The sequence below is a fragment of the Rhodococcus koreensis genome (assembly GCF_900105905.1).
Classification (GTDB): domain Bacteria; phylum Actinomycetota; class Actinomycetes; order Mycobacteriales; family Mycobacteriaceae; genus Rhodococcus_F; species Rhodococcus_F koreensis.
Genome location: NZ_FNSV01000005.1, coordinates 3,124,125 through 3,142,823 on the forward strand (window position 1 = coordinate 3,124,125; position 18,699 = coordinate 3,142,823).

At 69.1% G+C, this 18,699-nt stretch carries 15 protein-coding genes; 5 read left to right on the top strand and 10 right to left on the bottom strand.

The genetic code is table 11. The features are described from left to right. Positions 1-50 precede the first annotated feature (50 nt). The 5 genes from BLV94_RS18960 to BLV94_RS18980 all read right to left on the bottom strand — a co-directional run bounded on the left by BLV94_RS18960 (position 51) and on the right by BLV94_RS18980 (position 5,545). Positions 51-551 carry a hypothetical protein gene (locus BLV94_RS18960; protein ID WP_244163633.1) on the bottom strand — a complete coding sequence of 167 codons (501 nt, stop codon included), beginning with the start codon at positions 549-551 and terminating at the stop codon, positions 51-53. A 152-nt stretch (positions 552-703) separates the two neighbouring features. Then, positions 704-2,533: a phosphoenolpyruvate carboxykinase (GTP) gene (locus BLV94_RS18965; RefSeq protein WP_072947528.1), complete on the bottom strand. Its 1,830-nt coding sequence runs from the start codon at positions 2,531-2,533 to the stop codon at positions 704-706. A 274-nt stretch (positions 2,534-2,807) separates the two neighbouring features. Continuing rightward, on the bottom strand, positions 2,808-3,119 hold the full coding sequence (locus BLV94_RS18970) for a DUF6802 family protein (protein WP_072947529.1): 312 nt from the start codon (positions 3,117-3,119) through the stop codon (positions 2,808-2,810). A 105-nt stretch (positions 3,120-3,224) separates the two neighbouring features. Further along, positions 3,225-4,673: a GTPase Era family protein gene (locus BLV94_RS18975; RefSeq protein ID WP_072947530.1), complete on the bottom strand. Its 1,449-nt coding sequence runs from the start codon at positions 4,671-4,673 to the stop codon at positions 3,225-3,227. After that, positions 4,670-5,545, bottom strand: a complete 876-nt coding sequence (locus BLV94_RS18980) for a hypothetical protein (RefSeq protein WP_072947531.1) — start codon at positions 5,543-5,545, stop codon at positions 4,670-4,672. Before BLV94_RS18980 ends, BLV94_RS18975 begins: the two co-directional genes overlap by 4 nt. A gap of 122 nt (positions 5,546-5,667) precedes the next feature. On the opposite strand from BLV94_RS18980, the gene trmB reads away from it, so the two are divergent. The 3 genes from trmB to BLV94_RS18995 are packed head-to-tail and all read left to right on the top strand — an operon-like array spanning position 5,668 to position 10,161. Then, the gene (gene trmB / locus BLV94_RS18985) at positions 5,668-6,444 is read left to right on the top strand and encodes a tRNA (guanosine(46)-N7)-methyltransferase TrmB (protein ID WP_174705561.1); all 777 of its coding nucleotides are present in this window, start codon (positions 5,668-5,670) and stop codon (positions 6,442-6,444) included. After that, positions 6,441-7,172 (top strand): NYN domain-containing protein, encoded by a 732-nt coding sequence (locus BLV94_RS18990; protein WP_072947533.1) that lies wholly within the window; start codon positions 6,441-6,443, stop codon positions 7,170-7,172. The genes trmB and BLV94_RS18990 overlap by 4 nt, the downstream gene beginning before the upstream one ends. A gap of 10 nt (positions 7,173-7,182) precedes the next feature. Then, positions 7,183-10,161: an MMPL family transporter gene (locus BLV94_RS18995; RefSeq protein ID WP_072947534.1), complete on the top strand. Its 2,979-nt coding sequence runs from the start codon at positions 7,183-7,185 to the stop codon at positions 10,159-10,161. Here BLV94_RS18995 and BLV94_RS19000 read toward each other — a convergent pair. From BLV94_RS19000 to BLV94_RS19020, 5 genes are all read right to left on the bottom strand, one after another. Further along, positions 10,136-12,028, bottom strand: coding sequence for a DUF2339 domain-containing protein (locus BLV94_RS19000; RefSeq protein ID WP_072947535.1), 1,893 nt, complete (start codon positions 12,026-12,028; stop codon positions 10,136-10,138). The genes BLV94_RS18995 and BLV94_RS19000 overlap by 26 nt on opposite strands. Before the next feature lie 66 nt (positions 12,029-12,094). After that, entirely contained in the window at positions 12,095-12,745 is a 651-nt protein-coding gene (locus BLV94_RS19005; protein WP_072947536.1) for a DUF1707 SHOCT-like domain-containing protein, read from the bottom strand. Between the two features lie 61 nt (positions 12,746-12,806). Further along, complete coding sequence (locus tag BLV94_RS19010; protein ID WP_072947537.1) at positions 12,807-13,475, bottom strand: response regulator; 669 nt, start codon at positions 13,473-13,475, stop codon at positions 12,807-12,809. Then, positions 13,468-14,670 (bottom strand): MacS family sensor histidine kinase, encoded by a 1,203-nt coding sequence (gene macS / locus BLV94_RS19015; RefSeq protein ID WP_072947538.1) that lies wholly within the window; start codon positions 14,668-14,670, stop codon positions 13,468-13,470. The genes BLV94_RS19010 and macS overlap by 8 nt, the downstream gene beginning before the upstream one ends. Next, positions 14,654-15,883 carry an AI-2E family transporter gene (locus tag BLV94_RS19020; RefSeq protein ID WP_072947539.1) on the bottom strand — a complete coding sequence of 410 codons (1,230 nt, stop codon included), beginning with the start codon at positions 15,881-15,883 and terminating at the stop codon, positions 14,654-14,656. The genes macS and BLV94_RS19020 overlap by 17 nt, the downstream gene beginning before the upstream one ends. Before the next feature lie 188 nt (positions 15,884-16,071). Between BLV94_RS19020 and BLV94_RS19025 the strand changes: the two genes are divergently transcribed. Continuing rightward, positions 16,072-17,529: an adenylate/guanylate cyclase domain-containing protein gene (locus BLV94_RS19025; protein WP_072947540.1), complete on the top strand. Its 1,458-nt coding sequence runs from the start codon at positions 16,072-16,074 to the stop codon at positions 17,527-17,529. Between the two features lie 28 nt (positions 17,530-17,557). Continuing rightward, on the top strand, positions 17,558-18,691 hold the full coding sequence (locus BLV94_RS19030; RefSeq protein WP_072947541.1) for a lysylphosphatidylglycerol synthase transmembrane domain-containing protein: 1,134 nt from the start codon (positions 17,558-17,560) through the stop codon (positions 18,689-18,691). The last annotated feature ends 8 nt before the right edge of the window (positions 18,692-18,699 follow it).

Here is an 18,699-nt window from a genome sequence, read left to right on the forward strand (position 1 = left end):
AGTGGTTGACGAGTCCAGAGACTCCTCAACCACTCACGGGCGCGAAGCGCCTAGCTGCCGAACTGGACCCCACCGAGCGGGCCGCCGACGAGGACGATCTGCGGCATCGTGGTCTGGGGATTGGCGACGGTGGTCAGCGACAGGCATTCGCCGAGGACCGCGTAGGCGCCGTCCGGAAGTTCCGGAGTGGTGAACGTCTTGACCGCGTCGCCCGTGGCGTTCGCGAGAACGCGTTCGATCGGGTTGGTGGCCCACGCGACGAATCCCGGTTCGAGAACGACGGTCGGGTCCGCGAGTACCGCGGGCAGCTTGGTGGCGTCGAATGCCACGGCGCCGCACGACTGGGCGTCCAGCAGATTCAGGACGTTGGGGTTGGTGACGGTGATGTCGAGGGTGCTTCCGTCGACCGCGGTCACCACGGTGGGAGGCTGCACTTCCGTCGCTGCGGAAGCGGTCGCCGGCATGGTCATGGCTACGGTGGCGGCGGCTGCGGCAGCGAGTGCGGCCCCTCCGGCGAGTCGTTTCATGCCCCTGCTGGTCCCTGTCTGCATCTGCAATCCTTTCGTCGCGTGCGAGCTTCGAGAATCGAGGCTTTTACAAACCGAATGGTATGCGTTTACTACAGAGACCTCCCCCGAAACGACGAATGTCACAGCGGTTCAGGCGAACTGAACCACTGTGACATTCGGTCACCGGGGAGGGACTAGCCCAGGCGCTGCTTCAGGGCCTCGAACTCGTCACGGATGCCGGAGGGCACCTTCTCGCCGAGGAACTCGAACCATTCCTCGATGAGCGGCAGCTCCTGCTTCCACTCGTCGACGTCGACCTTGAGCGCCTCGTCGACGTCGTTGCCGTTGACGTCCAGGCCGCCGAGCTCCAGATCGGCTGCGGTCGGAACGAATCCGATCGGGGTGGACTCGGCGCCGGCCTTGTGCTCGATGCGGTCGACGATCCACTTCAGCACGCGGGAGTTCTCGCCGAAACCGGGCCACAGGAAGCGGCCGTCTTCGCCGCGACGGAACCAGTTGACGTAGAAGATCTTCGGCAGCTTCTCGGAATCCGCGTGCTTGCCGAGGTTGATCCAGTGGTTCAGGTAGTCGCCGGCGTTGTAGCCGATGAACGGGATCATGGCCATCGGGTCGCGGCGGACGGTGCCCACGGCGCCCTCGGCGGCAGCGGTCTGCTCGGACGACAGCGTCGCACCGAGGAACGTGCCGTGCTGCCAGTCGAAGGACTCGCTGACCAGCGGAACCGTGGTCTTACGGCGTCCACCGAACAGGATCGCGGAGATCGGCACACCCTGCGGGTCGTCCCACTCGGGGGCGAGGATCGGGCACTGCGACATCGGGGTGCAGTAACGCGAGTTCGGGTGCGCGGCCTTCTCGTCCGACTCGGGCGTCCACTCGTTGCCCTTCCAGTCGACGAGGTGCTGCGGGTCTCCCTCGAGGCCCTCCCACCAGACGTCGCCGTCGTCGGTCTGCGCGACGTTCGTGTACAGCGAGTTGCCGGCCTCGAGCGTCTTCATCGCGTTCGGGTTCGACCCGTAGTTGGTGCCCGGCGCGACGCCGAAGAACCCATACTCCGGGTTGACGGCGTACAGGCGGCCGTCCTCACCGAAGCGCATCCACGCGATGTCGTCACCGAGGGTCTCGGCGCGCCATCCGGGGATGGTGGGCTGGATCATCGCGAGGTTGGTCTTACCGCAGGCGCTCGGGAACGCGGCCGCGATGTAGTACGGCTTGTCCTCCGGGGAGATCAGCTTGAGGATCAGCATGTGCTCGGCCAGCCAGCCCTCGTCGTGGGCCATCGCCGACGCGATGCGCAGCGAGTAGCACTTCTTGCCGAGCAGAGCGTTTCCGCCGTAGCCGGAACCGTAGCTCCAGATCTCGCGGTCCTCGGGGAAGTGGGTGATGTACTTGGTGTCGTTGCACGGCCACGGGACGTCGGCCTGACCCTCGGCGAGAGGTGCGCCGACCGAGTGCAGCGCCTTCACGAACGGCTTGTCCTTGCCCAGCTTCTCCATCGCGGCCGTGCCCATGCGCGTCATGATGCGCATGGAGACGACGACGTACTCGGAGTCGGTGATCTCGACACCCAGCTTCGGGTCGTCAGCCCCGAGCGGACCCATGCAGAACGGCACCACGTACATGGTGCGTCCGCGCATGCTGCCGCGGTAGAGGTCGGTCATGAGCGACCGCATCTCCGTCGGGTCCATCCAGTTGTTGGTGGGCCCGGCGTCGATCTCCTCCCGCGAGCAGATGTAGGTGCGGGACTCGACGCGTGCGACGTCCGACGGGTCCGAGTTGCCGACGAACGAATTCGGCTTCTTCTCGTCGTTGAGTCGCGTGAACGTGCCGGCCGCGACGAGCTGCTCGGTCAGTCGATCCCATTCTGCGTCCGAGCCGTCGGCGAAGACGACGCGGTCGGGCTGAGTGAGTTCGGCAACCTCTCGAACCCAGGCGAGCAGCTCACTGTGCTCCGTGGGGGGCGTGCCGTCAGTTCCGTTCAGACCGGGAATGGTCGCTGAGGTCATCAAACTCTCCTGGGGTGAGCCGGAACCGGACCATCTGCCGTCCGCTGAGAGAGCCTCGCAGCGTGTGCCAGACGGTCCGATTTCCCCTCTCGGCGGGGTCCAGCCAGGCCGTCCATGCCACATGGAAGACGCGGGCGCCGGGTGTCCTATCCCTAGAGGTTAACGCCGCGAGTCCCGTCTCGGGGAATCGGGTGCGGTTGGAATGGTCACAGAAACGATTCAGTAGCCCTGTCAGGAGCCTTTCCCGCGTCTGGAGTGCGGATTTCGGGGATGGTCAGCCGATACCGAGAGTCCCACCATCGGTCTGCTCCCAGTGCACGACGCCGTCGCCGTCGCGGTGAAACTGCCACGACGCGTAGTCGCCGTCCTCGTGGATCAACGTCAGATGGTCTGCGTCGCCGTCCGAGTCGAGGTCGGAGGCGATGACGACGACATCGCCCGCGTCGAAGGTCTGTGTGTCGAGGACGCCGTCGCCGTCGATGTCGTGGGTGGGATCGGTGAGCGCGACCGGCCCGGAATCGTGGCCGAACGTGTTCGGATCGAGGTCCGGCACGTCCGGGACCAGAAAACTCTCAGTCGTCGCCACCGCGGTCTCCCTTCGTATTTCGGACCGGTTTCCCGCCCAAAACAAGACATATCAAGATAATTCAACACGATCCCACATAAAAACGGGCGAACATCGGTCGGGCACCTATGTATTCAGACGTTCGCCGCGCCGATTCGGTTCCCCGGCCGGCCTGCGGACCTCCTGCAGTCCCCGGTCGACCGCCGCGAGGTCGCGTTCGCACGACGACAACTGCCCGCTGCGTCGCGCGGCCAGTCGGCGGAGTTCACCGTCGATCCGGGCGACCCGCTCGTCCACCTCCCGGGCGGCGACCCTGCTCTCGGCGATGACCGCCTCACTCACCCGGGTCTCCGCCGCCAGCAACCGGGCGAGGACGAACTGCTCCCACTGCGACCGCACGTGCACCAGCGCCTCGGTCGCCCACTGCCGCACGTGGGCACGCTCGGCGACGTGCGCGCGCGACCGCGTCAGCCACCACGCCGCGACCGCGCCCAGCGCGAGGGTGAGCGGGATGGTCGCGATGTCGAGGGCGGGCACCATCGACAGCGGCGAGACCACCAGCCTGCCCAGACCGAGCCCGGCGGACGCACCGATCAGGATCGTCATCCGGTCTTCCAGTCCGCGGTGCCGCGGTTCGGGCCCTTCCGGCACCACCGGTTCCGCCAGCGGAGCGGCGGCCTCGGGATCGGAGACGGCGACGCCGACACGCGACCGCAGGTCGTCGAGGCGCCCGGTCACCGCGGTGTCGACCGCACCGCTTCTCTCTCGCACGATCTCGGCCAGCCGGCCGGGATAGTCCGCAAGGGTCCCGCGGCCTGCGCGGTCGATCTCGGAACGCGCCGACGTTCCGGCCGCGCGGACCTGGGATGCCACCTCGTGCAGCAACTCGACCTTCGCGAGCTGGACTTGACCGCGGAGCTGGGCGACCCGTTCCGTGCGTCCGCCGTCGCGCAGCGTCAGCGCGCGAACCCGCTCGGCGCGCAGTTCCGCGCCGGGCTCGGTCTCCCGCACGGACCGGGCGGTGGCCGCGATCATCCGCCGGGTCTGCTCGAGCACGGCCTCGGCGGCGGGGCGCGAGTCGCGGGCCTCGTCCCGGGCGGCCCTCTGGAGTGCCGCGAGCACCGCCTCCACCCCGGATCCGCCGGCCGCGACCGGGTGGATCTCCGCGTCGGCGAAACGCGCCGCGTGCCGGGCGAGCAGGGTCCGGTTGCGTTCGCGCACGCCCGCCCAGTCCCGGTGGAGATCGGTCTTGGTGAGCGCGAAGACCACGGGGCACGCCGGTCGCGCGACGACGTCGAGAACGGACAGCTCTTCCCGTCCGAGTGGTGCCGACGCGTCGAGCACCATCAGAACCACCCCGGCGTCGAGCGGATCCTCCACGAATGCGAGCGCGGGCGCGTCGAGCGCGCGGAGCCGGCGCACGAGAGTGGTCTTGCCTGCGCGCCGCGGCCCCGCCACGAGGACACCTCGCTGCGCGGGTCCCCCGGACTTCAGCCGGGCGACGGCGTCCGGGTTCCATCGCGCCACCACGTCGACGGTCTCGGCGGGCAGATCGGACAACTGCGGTGTCGTCACGTTCCGGGGCTGCCGCTCAGCTGCCGTCCGACGCGAACGTAGTGGCGCCGGATGTCGACGACCGCCCGGCGCCTGCGGGCCGTCGGCTGGCGGGCGAGTTGCGCCCGCCACCAGTCCGCGCACCGGCCGGCGTCCGCGGCGGTGCGCGGCGGTTCCGGCTCGTCCGCGATGCAGTCGGCGAGGTGGAGCCGGGCCGCGGCGGCGCCGAGAGCAACCGCGTGGTCGCCGGCGAGGTACCGCTCCAGCACGTCGCGGGACGCGAGGCTGCGCGCGGCCTGCGACCGCAGCGTGTTCAGCAGGATCTCACCGCGGTGCGCCCGGACTCGTGCGACCCGGTCGGCGACCGCGGCCGACACCGCACCGATCCCGGACTCCGAGGACGTCCCCGCGGTCGCGAGCGTGCCGATCAACGGCAGAGCCGGGAGGCCGCCCTCGTCCGAGCATTCGGCAACCCGCGCGGTCGCCGTCGCCCAGGCGTCGGCGGGCACTCGCGACGCGCCCACCGTGTCCGCCTTGTTGAGGACGAACAGGGCCTGCGCCGGGTCCAGGTTCCGCACGGCGTCCCGGTCGGCGTCGCGCACCGCTTCGACGAGGACGTAGACCACGACGTCGCCGTCCAGCACCGGGTCGGGAGCGCCCGGCACGTCGACGGCGTCCGATTCCTCCACGACCGCGCCGTCGATGCCACCAGCGGTCAGCGCGGCGGCCACGGTCGACCTGCCCACACCCGCCCGACCGGCGGTCTGAACCCGGACAGGCGCCCGAAACGCCGCGACGGCGGCGCGCACCCGGTCGCCGCCGGCCTCGTCCAGTGCCGCTACTTCTGCGGCGAGATCCGTCAGTATTCCGCCCCCGGCATCTGCAGTGCCCATGACGCAGTCACCCCCCTTCGTCCCGCGCCGATTCTGTCAGACTCGCCCCGAATCGGCGTGGGCAACCGTGCAGGCTGGGCACCGGATTACCGAAAAAGTCTCAAGGTGAACTTCAGACCCGTATGCCAGAAACGCCCCTCATGCGTGACAATGGTCCGGTGAACCACGCTGATCAGGATGCACCCGCCGTCCCCGAGGAGGGGCAGACGAAGGACTCGAAGGGGTCCCGTCTCCACCCGAGGGTGACAAGTTTCCGCTCGCGCAGGGGCGCCCTGACCGCCGCCCAGCAGGAGTCGTGGGACCGGCAGTGGCCCGTGATCGGCGCCGACGTCTCGGACAATCGCCTGGACGCGCCGTCGTGGTTCGGCAGGGACGCGCCCCTGATCCTCGAGATCGGCTCGGGCACGGGTACCGCCACCGCGGCGATGGCGAAGGCCGAACCGCACGTGAACCTCGTGGCCGTCGAGGTCTACCGGCCCGGGCTCGCACAGTTGATTCAACAGATCGAACGGGACGAGATCCCGAACATCCGGGTCCTGCGCGGCGACGCCATGGATGTCCTGGAGAACATGATCGAACCGGAATCGCTCACCGGAGTCCGTGTCTTCTTCCCGGATCCGTGGCCGAAGGCCCGCCATCACAAGCGGCGCCTGCTGCAGGCTCCCACTTTCGCCCTGATCGCGAGCAGGTTGAAAGCCGGCGGTGTGTTGCATGTCGCAACAGATCACGCCGAGTACGCCGAGGCCATCGCCGAGGCAGGCAACGCGGAACCCCTCCTGACCTCCCTCGACTGGGAATCACCCATGACGCACGAGCGTCCGGTGACGAAGTTCGAAGACAAGGCCCACCAGGTCGGCAGTGCGATCACCGAGTTGATTTGGGGGAAGATCAGGTCATGAGCGTCAGCGAGCAGTACACCGACACAGCCGGCACCGCCCCGGCAGGCACCGCAGTGTCGTCAGGATCTCCCGCGGTGGGTGCACGTGACGGGCGCCACCAGAAGCGGGTCCTTCTCGTCTGGGACGCACCCAACCTCGACATGGGTCTCGGCGCCATCCTCGGCGGCAGGCCCACGGCCGCCTACCGGCCACGATTCGACGCACTCGGCCGCTGGTTGCTCTCCCGGACCGCGGAACTGTCCGCGTCCGGCACCGACACACTCGAACCCGAGGCAACGGTCTTCACCAACATCGCGGCTGGCAGCGCCGATGTCGTGAGACCGTGGGTCGAAGCCTTGCGTAATGTGGGATTCGCGGTGTTCGCCAAGCCGAAGATCGATGAGGACAGCGACGTCGACTCCGACATGCTGGACCACATCGCGCTTCGTCACGGCGAGGGGCTGGCCGGTGTCATGGTCGCCTCCGCCGACGGTCAAGCATTTCGCGAACCGTTGGAGGACATCGCCGCGACCGGCATTCCGGTCCAGATACTCGGGTTCCGCGAGCACGCCAGCTGGGCGGTCGCGTCCGACCTTCTGGACTTCGTCGATCTCGAGGACATCCCCGGCGTGTTCCGGGAGCCACTGCCTCGGGTCAGCCTCGACACACTGCCCGACGAGGGTGCCTGGTTGCAGCCGTTCCGACCGCTTTCCGCCCTGCTCGTCGGGCGGAAGAGTGCTGCCGAGTAGGAGTTGATCTGTGTTCGCGAGCTGGGGAAGCGTCGTCTACCGGGCCCGATTCACCGTCATCGGCATCATGGTTGCCTTGTTGCTCGGTTCGGCCGCGTACGGCCTGGGCCTCGAGAAGCATCTCAGCCAGAGCGGCTGGGACGATCCGGGCTCGGAGTCGGTCGCCGCGGCCAAGCTGGCTGACGGCACCTTCGGCCGCGACACCAACAGTGACGTCGTCGCGCTCTATACGGCGCCCGAGGGCAAGACGATCGAGGACCCCGAGTTCCAGGCGAAGGTCGTCGCGAACCTCGAGCGTCTGGCCGCGGAACACCCGGACAAGATCCTCAAGATCAACGGCGGCTATTTCAAGGTCGGCACCGCACCGCAGCTGGCGTCCGCCGCGGACGCCGACAAGCAGCACGCGATCGAGAGCGTCGCGATCGTCGGCGACAACGACACCGAGGTCACGGCCAATTTCCGCGACGTCAAGGACGAGTTCTACATCGACGGCGTCGACGTGCAACTCGCCGGTCTCCAGCCCGTGTCGGGTGCGCTCAACGACACGATGGCCACGGACATCCGGCGGATGGAGCTGCTCGCGATCCCGGCCGTGGGTGTGCTGCTGTTCTTCGTGTTCGGTGGTGTCATCGCGGCGGCGCTGCCGCTGATCATCGGTGGCCTGACCGTGGTCGGCGCCAACGGCATCGTCCGTCTGATCACCAACTTCACCGAGGTCAACTCGTTCGTCGCGCCCGTGGTCTCCCTCGTGGGGCTGGGCCTGGCCATCGACTACGGGTTGTTCATCGTCAGCCGGTTCCGAGAAGAGATGGCGGAGGGGTACGACACCCGCGCCGCCGTCCGCAGAACGGTGATGACCTCGGGCCGCACGGTGGTCTTCTCGGCGACGATGATCGTCGCCAGCCTCGGCGGTCTGCTGCTGTTCCCGCAGGGCTTCCTGAAATCCGTCGCCTACGGCGCCATCGCGACCGTCGGCCTCGCCGCCCTGACGTCGATCACGATCCTGCCCGCGATCCTCGGCATCCTCGGCAAGCGCGTCGACGCCCTCAGCCTCGACCGTTTCCGTCAGACCAAGAACACCGAAGAGATCGAGGCGAGCATCTGGGGCCGGCTCACCCGCTGGGTGATGCGCAACCCGCTCAAGGTCACCATTCCGATCGTCGTCGGCCTGCTCCTGCTGATCGTGCCGCTGACGGGCATCAAGTTCGGTGGCATCAACGAGACCTACCTGCCCCCGGACAGCACGACCCGCGCCGCGCAGGAACAGTTCGACGAGATCTTCCCGAACCTGCGCACCGAACCGGTCAAGCTCGTGGTGTCCGACGCCGACAACAAGGCGCTCGGCCAGATCATCAAGGAAGCCAGTGGCGCGCCGGGCCTGATCGAGCGGTTCACCCCGGAGGGCGCGGCCAAGGACGGAGTGGTTGTCCTCAAGGCGGGACTCGTCGACCGCAACGAGTCCAAGCCGACCATCGACTATCTGCGTGCCATGGACAGTCCGGACGGCGTGCAAGTGCTGGTGGGCGGCACCCCGGCGATCGAACAGGACAGTATCTCCGCGCTGCTCGACCACCTGCCCACGATGGTGATCTCCGTCCTCTTCCTGACGACGTTGCTGATGTTCCTGACGTTCGGCTCGCTGGTGCTGCCGATCAAGGCGGCGTTGATGAGCGCGCTGGGCCTCGGGTCCACGCTGGGCATCCTGACGTGGATCTTCATCGACGGTCACGGTTCGGAGTGGCTGAACTTCACCCCCGGACCGATCATGTCGCCGGTGCTGGTGCTGATCATCGCGATCGTCTACGGCCTGTCCACCGACTACGAGGTGTTCCTGCTCTCCCGCATGGTGGAGGCGCGGGCGCAGGGGGCCAGTACGACGGAGTCGATCCGCATCGGCACCGCGCACACGGGCCGCATCATCACGGCGGCCGCGCTCATCCTCATCGTCGTCACCGGCGCGTTCGGGTTCTCCGAACTCGTGATGATGAAATACATCTCCTACGGCATGATCGCCGCGCTCATCATCGACGCGACCCTCATCCGCATGTTCCTCGTCCCCGCCACGATGAAGCTGCTCGGCGACGACTGCTGGTGGGCGCCGGCGTGGATGAAGCGGATCCAGGAGAAGACAGGCCTCGGTGAGCCCATCCTCGACAACGAGCTGATGCCCACCGACGTCCCGGAGCTCACCCCGATCGGTGCCGTCCCGCCGCAGCGCAAGCTCGCGGCGCCGCCCGCACCCCGGAAACCGGAACCGCTCACCGAGCCGATCCCGCTGGTGACCGCGCGGGCGCTGGCCGCAAAGATGTCCGAGGACGACGCGAAGGCGCGCAAGGCACAGGACGAGGCCCGGCGGTCGGCGACCGGCCGACCGGCCCGGCCGCCGGTGGAGATCGAGGAGCCGCCCGCGGAACCGCAGACCACCGCGCTGCCGCAGCCTGCTGCGCCGCGTCCGGCCCCCACGCAGTCCCGTCCCGCGCCGGCGCCGCGCCCCGCACCGCAGTCGCGTCCCGCTCCCCGGCCCCGCCCGGCGGCGGCCCCCGCCCCGGGTCCGGCCACCGAGTCGCGTCCCATCGAGAGCTGGCTCGCCGACCTCCGGTCGACGTCGGCCGCCGAACCGCGGCCGATCTCCTCGCCTGCCGAACCGCGACCGAGCGCGGCGTCGCCGTCACTGCCCACGCGGTCGCCGCGCTCGGTGCCGGCACCGTACGAGCAGGAGACCCCCCAGTCGTCTCCTGCCCGCCCGGTGCCGCCGATCCCGTCCCGGCGTCGCGCCGCCGAGCCTGCGGAACCGGTGAACGGCGGCAGGCGCACCAACGGCGCGCCTGCCAACGGGAGCCCGGCCAACGGTGCCCCGGCCAACGGTTCGCGCCGCCGCGCCGAGGAGCCGCCCGTCGATCCGGACGACGCCTCGAGCGGCAGGCACCGCGCGGACGACGGCAACGCCGTCAGCGTCAGCGAACTCATCGCTCGGCAGAACCGGCGCTGACGGAGCCGTTCGGCGTTCCCCGCCCGGCCTCCCGCTCCGCGAATTCACGCGCGTAGCGGGTGCCGGCGAGGAGCAGCAGCAGGCCCACCACCAGGAACGCGAGGACGCGGAACAGCCCGTCGAGGGTGGCCAGGTCGAACAGGAACAGTTTGGCCAGCGCCGCGGCGGTCAGCCCCAGTCCGACGCCGAGCGCGGTGTGGGCGTAGTCGCGGCGGGCCAGTCCGAACACCAGGGCGGCCGTCGCCGCCGCCATCCACGCGATGGTCGCGGCGCAGTGTCCGGCGATGAAGCCTGCGGACGTCCCGGTGAGCGCCGTCCCCGCGGACACCGTCGCGGTGGTGACGGCGTACAGGATCACCAGGCCGGCGAGCACCCACCACGGCTGGGCGTCGGCGGTGCTCAGCAGCTTCAGTGTGTGCGCGTACCAGACGAACAGGAAGACCGTTCCCGCGAGCACCAGCGACGACAGCACCGTGGTCACCCCGAGCGCGTCGAGCGCGCGGTACTCGTCGACGAGGACGAACGGCGGCGCGGCGATCGCGAAGGCAAGCCCGCCCACGACGGTGAAGACGGCACCGACGGCGTATGCGATCCGTGACTCCGCCTGCCCGCCCACGGTGAGGAACAGTGCCGCCACCCCGAGCAGCACGAGCGGTGCGAGGTCTTCGCTCGACCCGAGAAGGCAGGCTTCGAGCAGCGCGAGGGTACCCACGCCGGCGAGCGCGATCCGGGCATGGTTCGGCAACGACCGGGCCACGGCGAACGCGGCGAACATCGCGGCGGCCAGTGCCAGCGCGATCAGCGTGGACCCGAGCCGGTCGAAGAGGTGACCGATCACCAGCGTCGGGACGGCCGTCGTGACGATCATCGCGGTCGCGGTGATGTCGCGAGAGTTGCTGCGCAGCAGGATGATCGACGACACGAGCCCGACGAGGGCAACCAGTGCGGCGGAGGCCAGCAGCCAGAACCGTTCCGGCCGGTCGTAGAGTCCGGTATTCGCGATCGCGATCACCAGTGCGATCACCACCGGGCACGTCCTCGCGATCGCCAGGTACAGCCAGTCGCGACCGAGTTGCGCCGGGAAGCTCGCGACCTGGATCACGAACAGGAACCCGATCAGGGTGAGCGTGATGCCGTCGGTGAGCACGGGCGCGAGCACGGCGGCACCGGTCACCACGAGCAGGGCGAGGGGTTGCGAATCCCACCTGACCGCCAGTGCGACACCGGCTCCCGCGATCCCGAGCGCCACGACCATCGCGAGCACCGGCAGCAGCCAGTGATAGACGACCGCCACGGCCACGACGTCCAGGTAGGCGCCGGCGATACCCGTTGCCGCGAGCGCGATCCCGCCGACCCGGCCGCCGGGACGTCCGAAGACGCGGGCACCGGCGACGACGAGACCGACCGAGAACAGCCCGCCCGCCACCACCCGCAGTTCCGGGCCGAAGAACCCGGCCTGCGCCGCCAGCACGAGCAGCATCACCACACCGATCAGGGTGACGGCGACACCCGCGACGGCGAGGACGCGGCTGATCATCCCGTCGCGCTGCCACCAGGGTTCGCGAACCACCCGGGGCCGCGGCGCGGGTGGTGGTGCGGGCCGGTACGGGGCGGCCGGTGCGGGCGGCGGAGGTGCCGGGGCAGTCTGCGGCACCGGTGGCCGGTACATCGGCTGCGGCACCGGCTGGGGCTGCGGCACGGGCTGGGGCTGGGGCTGGGGCTGGGGCCGCGGGACGCTCGCGAGTTGCGCCTGCAGGACGGCGAGGTTCTCACCCACGTGACGCATCTGCTGACCGAGCGCCGAGAAGTCGCCGGACAGCTGCGCGACGAGCCGGGGGTCGACCGAAGGAATACCAGGTGTGGACATGGATCAATCGTCCTGCGGCGACGGCGCCCACACATGAGTAGGCCTACTCGAGAGACCTGCGTCGAGCTACCCGAACATGCGGCGGATCGACGTACCGAAAGGGTGTTTGGCGGTCACGTTCCCGAACCTGACCTTGCCCCGGACGACGAGGTGCAGCGGGCCGATGGGAGGGCCGGTCCGCACCCTGTTGGTCGCGGAACCACCGACCGTTTCGACGCCGTTGAGGTCGACCGTCGCCTCTTCCGGCACGACCAGCGAGATCGTGCTCGCGTAGTCGTCGATCGTCACGTGCACCACCTGCGTGGCCATGACGGCCCGCGTGAAGTCGAGCGTCACCGTCGACAGCCGGGTGTTCACCTCGAGGGCGGGGGGAACGTTCCACGAGCCGGTGCGGCTGACCGACGACATCCGGCCGCGGACGACGTCGCCCGGGGGCGGTGGAGGTGACCGGTGCACGGTCGGCGGAACCGGCGGCGCCGGGCGGGACACGTACGGCTGGTCGGGGTACGGCGGCGGCGTGAACTCGGAGATCAACTGGATTCCCGGCAGATCCACCAGGACGACGTTCAGCTCCGCGCGCGTCTTCGCGGCGAGTGCCGTGTCCATCCGTTCGGTGAACTCCCCGAGCGAGAGCATCCCCTGGCCCACCGCCCGCTGCAGCAGTTCGCCGACGTGTTCCCGTTCCGCATCCGATACGCGTAGGTCCCGTGCCTCCATACCGACCAGGCTAGCGCCCGTGAGTATTTGTTAACCGCCGGACGTTAACAAGTACTCACGGCTACTCGAGGCCCTGCTCGATGGCGTACCTGGTCAGCTCGACGCGGTTGGCCAACTGCAGCTTGCGTAGCGTGGCCTGGACGTGGTTCTCCACGGTGCGGTGACTCAGCGACAGCTTGTTCGCGATCTGCTTGGCGCTGAGCCCTTTCGCGACGAACCGCAGCACCTCGGTCTCCCGCTCCGTCAGTTTGGGGACCGCGGGGCCCTGCTCGTCGGCGGGCGCACTCGACATTCGGCGGTACTCCCCCAGCACGAGTCCCGCGAGCCCCGGCGTGAACACCGCCTGCCCGGCCGCGGTGGCCCGCACCGCGTCCAGCAGTTCCTTCACGGACGCGCTCTTCACGAGGTACCCGGACGCGCCTGCCTTGACGGCGTCGAGGACGTCGTCACGCTCCGACGAGGCGGACAGCACCAGCACCCGGCTGTCCGGCGACACGTCCAGGACGGCGGCGGTGGCCGCGGCGCCGTTGCCGTCCGGCAGTTGCATGTCCATGAGGACGACAGCGGGACGGGTCGCCGCCGCCCGGCGTCCCGCGGCCGCGACGCCGTCCGCCGTGGCGACCACGGTGAACCCGGCGCCGTCGAGGTCGCGGGCCACGGCGTCCCGCCACATCGGGTGGTCGTCGACGACCATCACGGTGATCTGTTCGCCGGTCTCCGTGTCACTCATGCGTTTCGTCTCCCTTCGGCACGCGGATCTCCCATTCGGTGCCCTGGCCGGGTTCGGTGTCGAGTGCGGCGGTGCCGCCGAGCGCACCGACGCGGCCCAGAATGGATTTCGATACTCCCATGCGACCCTCGGCCTCCGCTTCGGCCAGCCGTCCCGGGGCGATGCCGCTGCCGTCGTCGCGGACGCTGACGATCACCTCGGCGCCCAGATCCTCCAGCAAGACGTATGCCCTGGCGCCGGACCCCGCGTGCAACGTGACGTTGGACAGTGCCGTGTCGACGATCGCGACGAGTTCGGTCGCCCGTCCGCGCTCGATCGTCACCGGATCCGCCGGAGTCGACACGGACACCGTGGTGCTCGCCCGCGTGCCCAGCAGCAGTCGCACGTCGATCGCGCTCCCACCCAGATCCGACGCGACACCCGCGCCCTGCTCGGAGATCAGCATGCGCAGCGCCACCTCCTGCTCGCCGGCGAGCTCCGCGAGTTCGGCTGCGGGCCCGCCGATCTCGTTGCCCCTGCGACGGACGAGCGCGAGCACCTGCAGGACGCCGTCATGCACCTCGCGGGCGAGTCGTTCCCGTTCCTCGGTGGCGGCGGCCAACCGCACCGCCTGCTCCAGCTGGGCCTGCGCGCGCCTCGCGGTGGTGGTGGCGAGCCCGAGCGCCAACCCCACCGACACCAGGACTGGTGCCGTCGCGTCCTTCCACAGGTCGAGGTTGACCTGATCGCGCACCACCGCGCTCACGGCCGCCATGAGCACCCCGGACGCCATGCCGAGCCACGGCCCGCCGAAGACGGCGGCGGAGATCACCGCGTTGGTGACCCACAGCGTCGTCGGCAGCGTCTGATGGTGGCTGTACCAATCGTGATCGGAGACGAGGCGCGTCGACGCCATCAGCGCGATGGCGATCACCTGGTCGGCGATCACGACCTGGTAGCGCGGAACCTTCCCGTGGGACAGCAGGACCGCCGACAGTCCCGACCACACCGCCATCAGGGCGACGAAGAACCAGCTCAGCCGCTGATGCGTGTAGTACTGCACCGACACGATCTGGTAGCTGATCGCGTACACCAGCGTGACGAGCCGGAACGCCTGCGCTGCACGCCACAGCGGGGCATCCGGCTGGGTGTCGAGTTCGGTCGCGGCCCTCGGCCGGTAGTGCAGGCGGGTGCGGTGTTCACTCTCGTCGGTCATGGGTCTGCGCCGGGTTCTCCAAGTGCGGGTCGTCGTGGTGAGGCGGTGTGTCGGCCTCGGCCGGATAGAGCGGGACCGACGGGTCGTCGACCTCGAGTGCGTCGTAGGTGGCTTCGGGATCCGCCGACAGCAGTGACCGCACCGCCGTGTTCAGCAGCGCGACGATCGGCACCGCCAGCAGACCGCCGACGATCCCGGCGAGGACGATGCCGGTGGTGATGGCCAGCACCACCGCGAGCGGATGCAACCGGACCGCGCGGCCGAGCAGCAGCGGTTGCAGCACGTGGGCCTCGAGTTGCATCACCCCGATGATGATGCCGAGCACGATCAGCGCGGTGAGGAATCCTTTGGTGACCAGGGCCACGAGCACCGCGAGGAACCCGGTGAGGAACGCACCGACGATCGGGATGAACGCGCCGATGAACACGAGCGACGCCAGCGGCAGGGCGAGCGGAACCCCCAGGATCGCGAGTCCCGCCCCGATCCCGATGGCGTCCGCGGCCGCCACCGCCACGGTGGCCCGGACGTACCCGATCAGCGAGCCGAACCCCTCGCTCCCCGCCAGCCGGACCCGCCGCCGGGACGCGGACGGGACGAGGCGGGTGACGAACTCCCAGATCTGGGAGCCGCCGTAGAGGAAGAAGATGAGGGTGAACAGCGTCAGCAGGGCGCCGGTGAAGATCTCGCCGACGACCGTGGCAGTCGTCAGTGCGCCACTCGTCAGCTGTTGCCGGTTCTCCTGGATCGACTTGACCACCGAATCGCCGGCCTGCCGGATCTGATCCTCGCTGAAGTGGAACGGGCCGTCCGTGAGCCACCCCTGGATCTGTGTGATGCTCGCCTCGAATTGTTCGGTGAGGCCGGGGAGACCTTCGATGAACTGCTCGACGACGAACGTCATGATCCCGGCGACGATGCCGATCGAACCGATGAGGACGACGAGGACGGCGGCCGACCGCGGCACCCCCTTGCCCTGCAGCCAGTCGACGAGGGGCACCAGCAGCGCCGACGCCAGGAGCGCCAGACCCACCGGGATCAGGACGGTGTCGAGCCTGGTCACGATGTATCCGAGGGTCAGCAGGCCGGCGAAGATGACCAGTAGCCGCCATGTCCACTCGGCCGCCACCCGCACCACCGGGTGCACCGACGCCGAGGGGTGACCCCCGCCCTGTGTTACCGCGGCAGTGTCCGAGCGTTGCTCGTTCGCGTTCACCTGCGGAGCGTATCGAGGTTCGGGCGGCGCCGGGTGCTTCGCGCGGGAAACACGTGCGCAGGGCACGCATATGCGCCGTTTAGGGGACGTGTCCTACGCCACCCGGTACACCCCCCGCTAAATTGAACGGCGTGCGGAAATCCTATAGAGCGATCGCGGCGACGGTCCGCAGCAGATGGCCGCTCTATATGATTTCGATGCTCCTCGCCAATTTCATCGGCGCCATCCTCGTGTTCGCCTTCGTGCGGTACGGGGTGCCGATCCCCGAATCGGCAGCCATCATGGCCGACCGGGTGCGCAACGTCGCGATCTTCGGCGGCTATCTCGCGTTCGCCGCCGTGGTGAGTCTCACGGCCGCCGCGATGATGCTGCGGTCGGTCGTCCGCTGGCAGTTGCGGGGCGGTCCGCCGACGCGCAGCGAGCAGATGTCGGCGCTGCACGCGCCGCTGCGGCAGGCGATCGTGCACCTGGTGTTGTGGATCCTCGGCGGCATCATCTTCGTGCTGCTCACCATCACCGAGATGCCGGAACTGGCGGTCGCGGTGATCGTCACCGTCTGCATGGCCGCGACCACCACGTTCGGCTTCACGTACATGCTCGGCGAACGCATCCTGCGACCGGTGGCCGCCCGCGCGCTCAGCGAGGGCGAGTTCGACCGGACCATGGCCCCCGGCGTCGGCACCCGGATGGCGATGACGTGGGGCCTCGGAACGCTGATGCCCGTCATCGGCATCATCCTGCTGTGCGTGACGCAGATAACCACCGACCTCGTGTTCTCCCCCGACGCGCTCGCGTGGGCGATCATGCTGCTGTCGATCATCGCGATCGCGCAGGCGTTCGCGCTGTCGATGCTGACGGCCAGCCAGATCTCCGACCCGATCAAGCAGCTGCGACGGGCCATCGAACGCGTCCAGCGCGGCGCCACCGACGTCCGGGTCGAAGTGTTCGACGGCAGCGAGGTCGGGCGACTGCAGGTCGGGTTCAACCGCATGATGCGCGAGTCGGACGAGCGGCGGCTGCTGCGTGAACTGTTCGGCCAGCACGTCGGTGAAGACGTGGCACGGCGGGCACTGCAGTTCGGCACCGAACTCGGCGGCGAGACGAGGTTCGTCGCAGTGCTGTTCGTCGACATGGTCGGGTCCACCGGCGCCGCCGCGGAGCGTCCCCCCGGCGAGGTCGTGAACCTGCTCAACGAGTTCTTCCGCGTCGTCGTCGATGTGATCGACCGGCACCACGGCTTCGTCAACAAGTTCATGGGTGACGCGGCGCTCGCGATCTTCGGCGCCCCACTCGACCGCCCCGACGCACCGACGGCGGCGCTGGCCGCGGCCCGGGAGCTGCGGTTCGCGTTGAACGAGATCACCGGCCTCGACGTCGGCATCGGCGTCTCCGCGGGCCTCGCCGTCGCCGGCAACATCGGCGCCGCCGAACGCTTCGAATACACGGTGATCGGAGACCCCGTCAACGAGGCGTCGCGGCTCACCGAACTCGCCAAGCTGCACCCCAGCCGCGTGCTCGCGTCGACGAGTGCCCTGTATTTCGCGGACGACGACGAACAGGCGCACTGGGAACTCGGCGAACAGGTCCAGCTGCGGGGCCGTCGCCGCAACACCCATCTGGCTTGGCCGGAGGACTATCCGGAGTAATCCGCTACCCGTTGGTTACGCTGGCCAGGTGGCACAGCCTCGATCCGACCCGCCCACTGCCGAGCCTCCTCGGCAGCGAAGCCGATACTGGTGGATCAAATGGCTACTCGGCGCCGGCCTCCTGGCCCTGCTGACCGTCGAGGGAATCTATCTGTGGCCCACACTCAGCGACTCGTGGAAAGCGCTCACCGAGATTCACTGGGGGTGGGTCGCGGCGTGCATCGCAGCCCAGGCTGTGTCCCTGAGCGGGTACGGAGCAGTCCAGCAGCGGCTGCTGCAGGCGGGCGGAGTCGTCGTCAGCCAGCTGAAGTCGGTGTCCGTGATCTACGCGAGCACCGCAATGGCCGTGAGCCTGCCGGCCGGTCAGGTGTTCTCCACCGCCTTCACCTACAAGCAGACCCGCAAGTGGGGTGCCACCCCCATCGTGGCGTCCTGGCAGCTGGCGATCTCCGGCGTGATCGCCGCGGGCAGCCTCGCGCTTCTCGGCGCCGCGGGCGCATTCGCGGTGGGCACCAAGGTGAGTCCGGTCACTCTGGTGCTGTCGCTGGTGGCCGCGTTCGGCTTGTTCTACGCACTGCGATACATCTCACGTAACCCCGACTCCATCGAGTCGATCGGGCTGTGGGTGCTCGCCCGGTACAACAAGTTCCGCAAGAATCCCCCCGAAGCCGGCGCCGAGCGGTGGCGGGAGATCCTGAGCCAGCTCGATTCGGTCGAGCTGAGGCGCAAGGATTCGATCATCACGTTCGGGTGGTCGGCGGTGCACCGGCTCGCCGACGTCGCGTGCCTCGGTTTCGCGTGCTGGGCGGTGGGCGCGGAACCGTCGTTCGCGGGTCTGCTGATCGCGTTCGCCGCGGCCAAGGCCGTGGGCAGCATCCCCCTCGCGCCGGGCGGGCTGGGGTTCGTCGACGGCACACTGATCGCCACACTGACCGCGGCGGGGGCCACCGCGTCGCAGGCCCTCGCGGCCGTGTTCGTCTACCGCGTCGTGAGCTACATCCTCGTCGCACTGGTCGGCTGGGTGGTGTTCCTCATCCTGTTCCGGCACAACCAGCACGAGGACCTGGAGATGGACCTCGAATTCGAACGCCGGGAGCAGTCGACCCCGACCACCAACCGGACGCAGCACTCCACGGAGTCCGAGCCCGACTCCCAGCCGTGAGTACTTGT

Bases quoted from the DNA above. Each gene is read 5' to 3' on its own strand.
- BLV94_RS18960 (WP_244163633.1), bottom strand. From the start codon at position 551: ATGCAGACAGGGACCAGCAGGGGCATGAAACGACTCGCCGGAGGGGCC.
- BLV94_RS18965 (WP_072947528.1), bottom strand. From the start codon at position 2,533: ATGACCTCAGCGACCATTCCCGGTCTGAACGGAACTGACGGCACGCCC.
- BLV94_RS18980 (WP_072947531.1), bottom strand. From the start codon at position 5,545: ATGGGCACTGCAGATGCCGGGGGCGGAATACTGACGGATCTCGCCGCA.
- trmB (WP_174705561.1), top strand. From the start codon at position 5,668: ATGCCAGAAACGCCCCTCATGCGTGACAATGGTCCGGTGAACCACGCT.
- BLV94_RS18990 (WP_072947533.1), top strand. From the start codon at position 6,441: ATGAGCGTCAGCGAGCAGTACACCGACACAGCCGGCACCGCCCCGGCA.
- BLV94_RS19000 (WP_072947535.1), bottom strand. From the start codon at position 12,028: ATGTCCACACCTGGTATTCCTTCGGTCGACCCCCGGCTCGTCGCGCAG.
- BLV94_RS19005 (WP_072947536.1), bottom strand. From the start codon at position 12,745: ATGGAGGCACGGGACCTACGCGTATCGGATGCGGAACGGGAACACGTC.
- BLV94_RS19010 (WP_072947537.1), bottom strand. From the start codon at position 13,475: ATGAGTGACACGGAGACCGGCGAACAGATCACCGTGATGGTCGTCGAC.
- macS (WP_072947538.1), bottom strand. From the start codon at position 14,670: ATGACCGACGAGAGTGAACACCGCACCCGCCTGCACTACCGGCCGAGG.
- BLV94_RS19025 (WP_072947540.1), top strand. From the start codon at position 16,072: ATGATTTCGATGCTCCTCGCCAATTTCATCGGCGCCATCCTCGTGTTC.